Source organism: Megasphaera paucivorans (genome assembly GCF_900103535.1).
In the GTDB taxonomy this organism is placed as follows: domain Bacteria; phylum Bacillota; class Negativicutes; order Veillonellales; family Megasphaeraceae; genus Megasphaera_A; species Megasphaera_A paucivorans.
On record NZ_FNHQ01000058.1, the window covers coordinates 1 to 6,224 of the forward strand.

Annotated in this window: 6 protein-coding genes and 1 pseudogene; 1 reads left to right on the plus strand and 6 read right to left on the minus strand. The window is 36.8% G+C overall.

All coding sequences use genetic code 11. The features are described 5' to 3' along the window. The first annotated feature begins 268 nt into the window (after positions 1-268). Positions 269-1,090, plus strand: a complete 822-nt coding sequence (locus tag BLR11_RS13600; RefSeq protein ID WP_091653180.1) for an undecaprenyl-diphosphate phosphatase — start codon at positions 269-271, stop codon at positions 1,088-1,090. 178 nt (positions 1,091-1,268) lie between these two features. On the opposite strand, the gene BLR11_RS14195 is transcribed toward BLR11_RS13600, so the two are convergent. The 6 genes and pseudogenes from BLR11_RS14195 to BLR11_RS13625 form a co-directional block, all read right to left on the minus strand. Further along, positions 1,269-1,442 carry a hypothetical protein gene (locus BLR11_RS14195; protein WP_176763015.1) on the minus strand — a complete coding sequence of 58 codons (174 nt, stop codon included), beginning with the start codon at positions 1,440-1,442 and terminating at the stop codon, positions 1,269-1,271. Between the two features lie 373 nt (positions 1,443-1,815). Further along, entirely contained in the window at positions 1,816-3,186 is a 1,371-nt protein-coding gene (locus BLR11_RS13605) for an MFS transporter (RefSeq protein ID WP_091653183.1), read from the minus strand. Between the two features lie 131 nt (positions 3,187-3,317). Further along, a complete protein-coding gene (locus BLR11_RS13610; RefSeq protein WP_091653192.1) occupies positions 3,318-3,959 on the minus strand; it encodes a lactate utilization protein in 642 nt (213 codons plus the stop codon). 192 nt (positions 3,960-4,151) lie between these two features. Beyond that, positions 4,152-5,051, minus strand: coding sequence for a GGDEF domain-containing protein (locus BLR11_RS13615; protein ID WP_091653187.1), 900 nt, complete (start codon positions 5,049-5,051; stop codon positions 4,152-4,154). A 43-nt stretch (positions 5,052-5,094) separates the two neighbouring features. Further along, positions 5,095-5,436, minus strand: coding sequence for a hypothetical protein (locus tag BLR11_RS13620; protein WP_091653189.1), 342 nt, complete (start codon positions 5,434-5,436; stop codon positions 5,095-5,097). Between the two features lie 649 nt (positions 5,437-6,085). Continuing rightward, a pseudogene (locus BLR11_RS13625) lies at positions 6,086-6,224 on the minus strand (IS200/IS605 family transposase); the annotation flags it as partial.

A 6,224-nucleotide genomic window follows, 5' to 3' on the forward strand; every position in this document is an offset into this window, starting at 1 on the left:
TATGAATCAGCTGCCCGATAAAACAGGAATTTCCAAGGAAACATTAAAAGAACTTTTCCACCATCCGGCACCTCCGCCTTCTCCGGAAAACTAATACACAAAAAACAAGGAACCTCTTATATCTAGAGATTCCTTGTTTTTATGCTGTTAAGTTTATCCCCGATGTGTCAATTTACATATATTTTACTTTACTGCAATTGACAGTATGCCATCTATCTTCTATTATAAGTAAAGCTTTTAAATTGACCTCATATAAGGAGTGTTCTCCATGGACTTTTTACAAACATTTATTTTAGCAATTGTACAGGGAATGACTGAACTATTCCCTATCAGCAGTGTCGCCCACAGCGTACTGACTCCGTATGTATTCCATTGGCAGCTGGACAGCGTTTTCTTAAAAGAACATTTTCTGCCATTTGTTGTCATGCTTCATTTAGGAACAGCCATCGCCCTGTTTTTGTTTTTTGGCAGTGATTGGACAGGTATCGTCCGCAGTATAGCCAAAAAAGATAAACAGAATCGAAAACTATTATATTTAATTATTGCCGGTTCTATTCCGGCAGCACTAATCGGCTTCTTTTTAGAACATGCATTGCGCGGTATTTTCAGCAGTGTTGTAAATGCCGGTTTCTTCTTAATTATAAATGGCTGCCTGTTATATTGGGGAGAAAAAATACGGAAACACGGTAAAAAAGAAATTAAGGACTTGACCTACAAAGAAGCCCTGATTATCGGAGCCTTTCAATCCCTTGCCTTAATCCCCGGTTTCTCGCGCTCAGGTGCTACCATAACGGCCGGATTTGCCGCAGGATTAAAACATGAAGAATCTGTTCGTTTTTCAATGTTATTAGCAACCCCTATTATCATCGGTGCCGGTATGCTGGAGGTTCCCAAATTAATGGCCACGGGTATGGGGGACCTCTTCTGGATTGCCGTCATGGGCGGCATTGTTTCCGGATTAGCTGCCTTTTTCAGTGTCTGGATCATGATGAAATGGTTTCATAAAAACGAAATCACTGCGATGAAGCCATTTGCATTTTATTGTTGGATTATCGGTGCATGTGTATTATTCACTTCTTTTTGTCTATAATCAGACACGGGTATTCCTATAATAAATACTGGTATCTCTGTCTTTTATTTTTTTCGCAAAACAGCGCACCTCACGATGAGATGCGCTGTTTATATTGAGCAATGTATGCAATTAAAAAATACAGTTCATAAATTCTGAGTCGTACGTCCCATACTGATACTGTTACAGGAGGCTTCTTTTAAATATTATTCAACATTCTCATAAGCATTTCGACCATCGCATCTGCTTCAAACAAGCGCATACTGACAAATAACCCTATCATTAATATCCGCTTTCCAACTACCTTTCTGAAACAGGACGAAACAATCATAGAAAAAATATGGGATGTATCCTTTACAATTTGCAAGATCATTAGCACCTTCTCTCACTGTACCAGCCTATTCACCCTTATCTAAACAAACCACTCACTTACAGATAAAACATATACCGTATATGCTGCATAAATCCAGATGCATCATGTCTTGAATGCGTTAATTTTGCAGCAAGACGTATCCTTTATGACATTGCATAAATTATAAGGTGAAACGTCTCTGTTGTCTATTATACCATAAAACGCAAGATATTTTACTCCAAATTGATTAATATACTTATATTTTCTTATGTTATTATATAAAAACATAATTTTATCTTTATTTTATATAGAAATATGCTAGCTTATATCCTCATGCGATCCTATTACATAAAAAATTCATTTTAATAAGGAATGCTAAACTACTCTATGATGGTTATTTTCCTCCTGCTGTCCTCTTCATGGATGGGAAAATACCAATAACGCAAAGAATAGTAAATACGAAAAAAGCAAAGCGAATATTTTCCATCAGAAGTTCATTTCCCATGACATTTTCTGTGCTGGTCCGCGATAAAACCAAGGTAACAATAGCTACGCTAAATACTTGTCCAATAAGACGCACTGTTCCCAAAACAGAAGATGCCGTCCCATAAAACGATTTGGGTACTGCACTCATAATGGCATTGTTGTTCGGTGCCGTAAACAAAGAAAACCCGCCCCCGATAATAACAAGACATAGCATAACTGCATAGATAGACTGCCAGGGAACACTAAGAGCCAATCCAGCCAGTCCCAACGCAATACATGCCATCCCGCCGGACGCCAGCACAGAAATACTTACCCGATCTGACAGCGCACCCATTGCAGGAGACAGCAGCGCCATCAAAATCGGCTGGACAAGTAAAATAATGCCCGCATCTCGAGACGTGTACTGCATAATATTTTGCAAATAAAGTGATAAGAGAAAACTAATAGCAAATGTCGCGCTATAATTAAGCATCGCAGCAAAACTAGAATAGGAAAAAACACGGTTATCTAAAAATAGCCGTACCGGCAGCAATGGTTTTGCAGTTTTCATTTGATTCCGGATAAAAAAAGCAAATACTCCCACACCGGCCGCCAAAAAATACTTAGCTGAAAAAGAATCCAATATTTCAGATAACCCATACATGATCATTACCAGGGCTGCTGCATATTCAAAAGATCCTTTATAGTCGATACGGCCGCCTTTATCTGAAATCCATTCGGTTTTCATCGTACCAAAAGTCAAAATAGCCGCAACAGTACTACATACAGCAATAAACAAAAAAATACTCTTCCATGTATAATAATAATTTAAAAATCCACCCAATACAGGCCCTGCAGATAATCCGATATACACGGCAGCAATAACAAGCCCCATCGCCTTACCCCGCCGTTCTTGCGGATAGACTAAAACAATAATTGCCATACTGGTTGCATAAATCATTGCACTGCCTATGCCTTGAATAAAGCGCAGAAATAATAATTCTTCTATAGAATGCACCCAAAAAACCGCGGCAGAAGATACGGTAAAGGAAAGTATCCCGACAAGAAATACTTTTCGTTTTCCTAAAATATCCGCAGCCTTTCCTAACGGCAGTACAAAAATTGTTGATGAAATTAAAAATATTTCCAGTACCCAGCTTAACAAAGACTCTCCGACCCCATATGCAATTCCAATATCAGGTAAAGATAACGTCAATGCACTGCTTGTAAACGGTGCTAAGAAGGAAACTATCATGATAATAACTAAAATTCGGTTCTCATATGAAAAAAAAGGTTTCACAAAAACTCCCCCTCAATTATCAATTCACTATATACTACTTTAGTATGCCCCATGCAGCAAAAACACGAACTTCCCGCTTCGCAGCAGGACGTGATATGGATCGTATTCTTTCTATCTGCTGGACATCCGGTTCAATACCCCAACGATTTCCCTACGATAATAACCGTAATGCGTCCTTTAGTAAATTGACGTTTAATCACTGTAAAATAATTGCAAATCCGTTCTTCTTTTTGGCAATCAACGCAATATCCCAGCGAGGCACAGGGTGTATTTTTTCCTAAGCGTTTAGCATCCAGTGGAGCAGCATACTGCCTTGCCCTTTGTTCTGCTTCATCCAGATTCCTTACAATTTTATTAATTCCAGCTACTATAATTACTTGATCCGGCCCATATATCATTGCCGCGACTCTGCTTCCATTCCCGTCAATATTATACAGTTCCCCTTCTTCGGTCACTGCATTGGTACTACATAAAAACGTATCCGCACTAAACGTTTTTCTATATATTTCTTTTTTTTCAGCAGAGGTAATCCCTTCTCTGTATTTATCAAGAAAACAATAATCCCCATTCCGTAAAAGTGCAATGATGCCCGTCTTAAAAAGCGTAACAGAATCCCCCACGGCCACAGTCGCATGTTCCGCTACTAGTTGCTTTATAGTTTCTTGTAATTGTTCTTCCTCTTCAACATAGATTCCATGAATATTATGTTTTTCAAGATTATGAATTGTCCGTTCGACTTGTTTTTTTAAATACCAGGTAATAGGTGTATTCATATATACTACTCCTTTTTTTATATAATGTATTATATCATATATAGAATCCATGATTAAGCTACCACCCACTACAAAAATCCTCGACTCTCATTAAAACTAAGAAGCGAGGATTTTACTATTGCTATATTCATTCTCTGTGTTGGAAAAAAGCATCCCATATATATTAAAAGTATTAGTATATACGCTAATGCTTTATATTCCATACAATATTCTTCGTGCCGGTTTCTCATTACGTTTTGATTTAGCAATATACAGATTTGTATCTGCTCTCTTTATCCATTCGTGCATATCCATCTCCGGCTGCAACATACAGGCACCTATACTGCAGGTTGTTTTTATGGTTTTATCTTCACTAGTAAAAGAATGTTTTTCTGTATCCCTATATATTTCCGCCGCAAGTTTTCGTGCCTGTTCCTTGGTGATTTGATCTAAATATATTAAAAATTCGTCACCGCCATATCGAGCCGTCCAGCTAGTAGCATTGGGCATTTTGTCTTTTAATAAGGCGGCAAACTCTCTCAATATGGCATCACCGCCTTGATGTCCATAGGTATCATTAATACGTTTAAAATAATTTATATCGATCATAAACAGACATGCCGGGAAATCGGATATACTTTGCTTAAATATTTCCACAGGCAGTCTTTCATTAATAAACCGTCGATTAAATATCTCTGTCAATCCATCTTTAAAAAGTGAATCATTTAATCGTAAAATTGCCTCTGTAAAATTTTCCTCTGTATTGCTGATTATGCTGTTCCAAACACTTTTATGCGTAATATCCTGAAATAATTCAATTGCATATCGGCCGCCTTTATATCGAAAAGGAGTTCCTGTTACCATACAAAATTCATTATTCAGCATTTCAAATTTGATAAGTGTCTTATTTTCACTTAACGCACGCAAGGAAATACAGTTACTGCAAAATCTATTTTTTTCTAAGACATTATAACAAACTGTTGAAGGAGCAACGTTTGTATTATGCCCATTATATATGACTTTATTAAAAATCGGATCTACAATTCTAACTACATCGTATATATCAGATAAAACATCAAGTACACGTTTTATATCATCCAAGCTTTTTTCCATATCTTGTCAACTCCATCGTACACGCATACGTTCCATCTATAAATTATTGTTGAGTATTATCTTTTCCCTTTCCATTGTCGTTTCCCTGACTATGTCCAAAATCAGAATTTCCATCCTGCCCGTTATTGCCGTTATTATTCGTATTGCCGTTATTCCCATTATTTCCCGTACCATTTGAAGAACTACCTGAACTACTAGACCTGTTTCCACTGGTATTGGCAACAGAAGTTAAATGAGATGAAACGGAAGAATATAAACTATCAACTTGACTTTTAATAGAAGAGATATTGTATATCATAAATCCGATAAGAACAATGAGTAATAAAATAATAGCATATTCCGTAAGTCCCTGCCCTTTTTGTTTCATAAGCCATTGTTTTTTCATACGAATCCCTCCTCACATGACACACTATATTTATATGGTTATTATATCATATAAATATAAATTACAATAAATATACTTTTACAAAAATACAAGCGGAACATATCTCCTTCAATAAATTTCCCAAAATGTTTCTTTACCATTTTTTCATAAACAGCTACTTCGCCTATATGATCTGGAAAAGTAAACATAAGCTAGGCAATTAATTCCTCTAGTTTTTCTGATTTCTTTCGATATCTAGATTTTCTGATTTACGATTATCTAATGAAATGCAATATCGAATAACCTGTTGTTGAAGATTTGACAACTCTCTCCGTTCTAACATTCTTAAAAACGGGTAAAACAACAAGCATAAAGGATCTTTCTCTGATATATTTTATTGCATTCTGACAATAAGGTTCTCTTCTTTAAAAAGAAAGTTTAACGTATCCACTGCATCTTTTAGCATATTATAATTAGCATTAAAGATTGACAATACCTAAAGTTGTCAATTGTCAATAAAGCGTCTCCATAAAAATAATCAAAACTACCTGTATAACAGGTAGTTTGCTCTGCGGCTAGAAGCCTTATTACCTGCCTAGGCCGCAAGGGCCTATGGAAAATCCACCAACCGCACTACACTTACCTGCTGCCCCTCTCCGAGGGGCGCTTCTTATTTATAGGGGTTCCCCGTGAATGGATCTACCAGTTCTTTCAGTGTCATTTGGTCACACACCATATCTTCCTGTAACTGTTCTCGGATATATTGTGCTATTACCTTCTGATTTCTTCCCACTGTATCAACGTAGTAT

Bases quoted from the DNA above. Each gene is read 5' to 3' on its own strand.
- BLR11_RS13600 (WP_091653180.1), top strand. From the start codon at position 269: ATGGACTTTTTACAAACATTTATTTTAGCAATTGTACAGGGAATGACT.
- BLR11_RS14195 (WP_176763015.1), bottom strand. From the start codon at position 1,442: ATGATCTTGCAAATTGTAAAGGATACATCCCATATTTTTTCTATGATT.
- BLR11_RS13610 (WP_091653192.1), bottom strand. From the start codon at position 3,959: ATGAATACACCTATTACCTGGTATTTAAAAAAACAAGTCGAACGGACA.
- BLR11_RS13615 (WP_091653187.1), bottom strand. From the start codon at position 5,051: ATGGAAAAAAGCTTGGATGATATAAAACGTGTACTTGATGTTTTATCT.
- BLR11_RS13620 (WP_091653189.1), bottom strand. From the start codon at position 5,436: ATGAAAAAACAATGGCTTATGAAACAAAAAGGGCAGGGACTTACGGAA.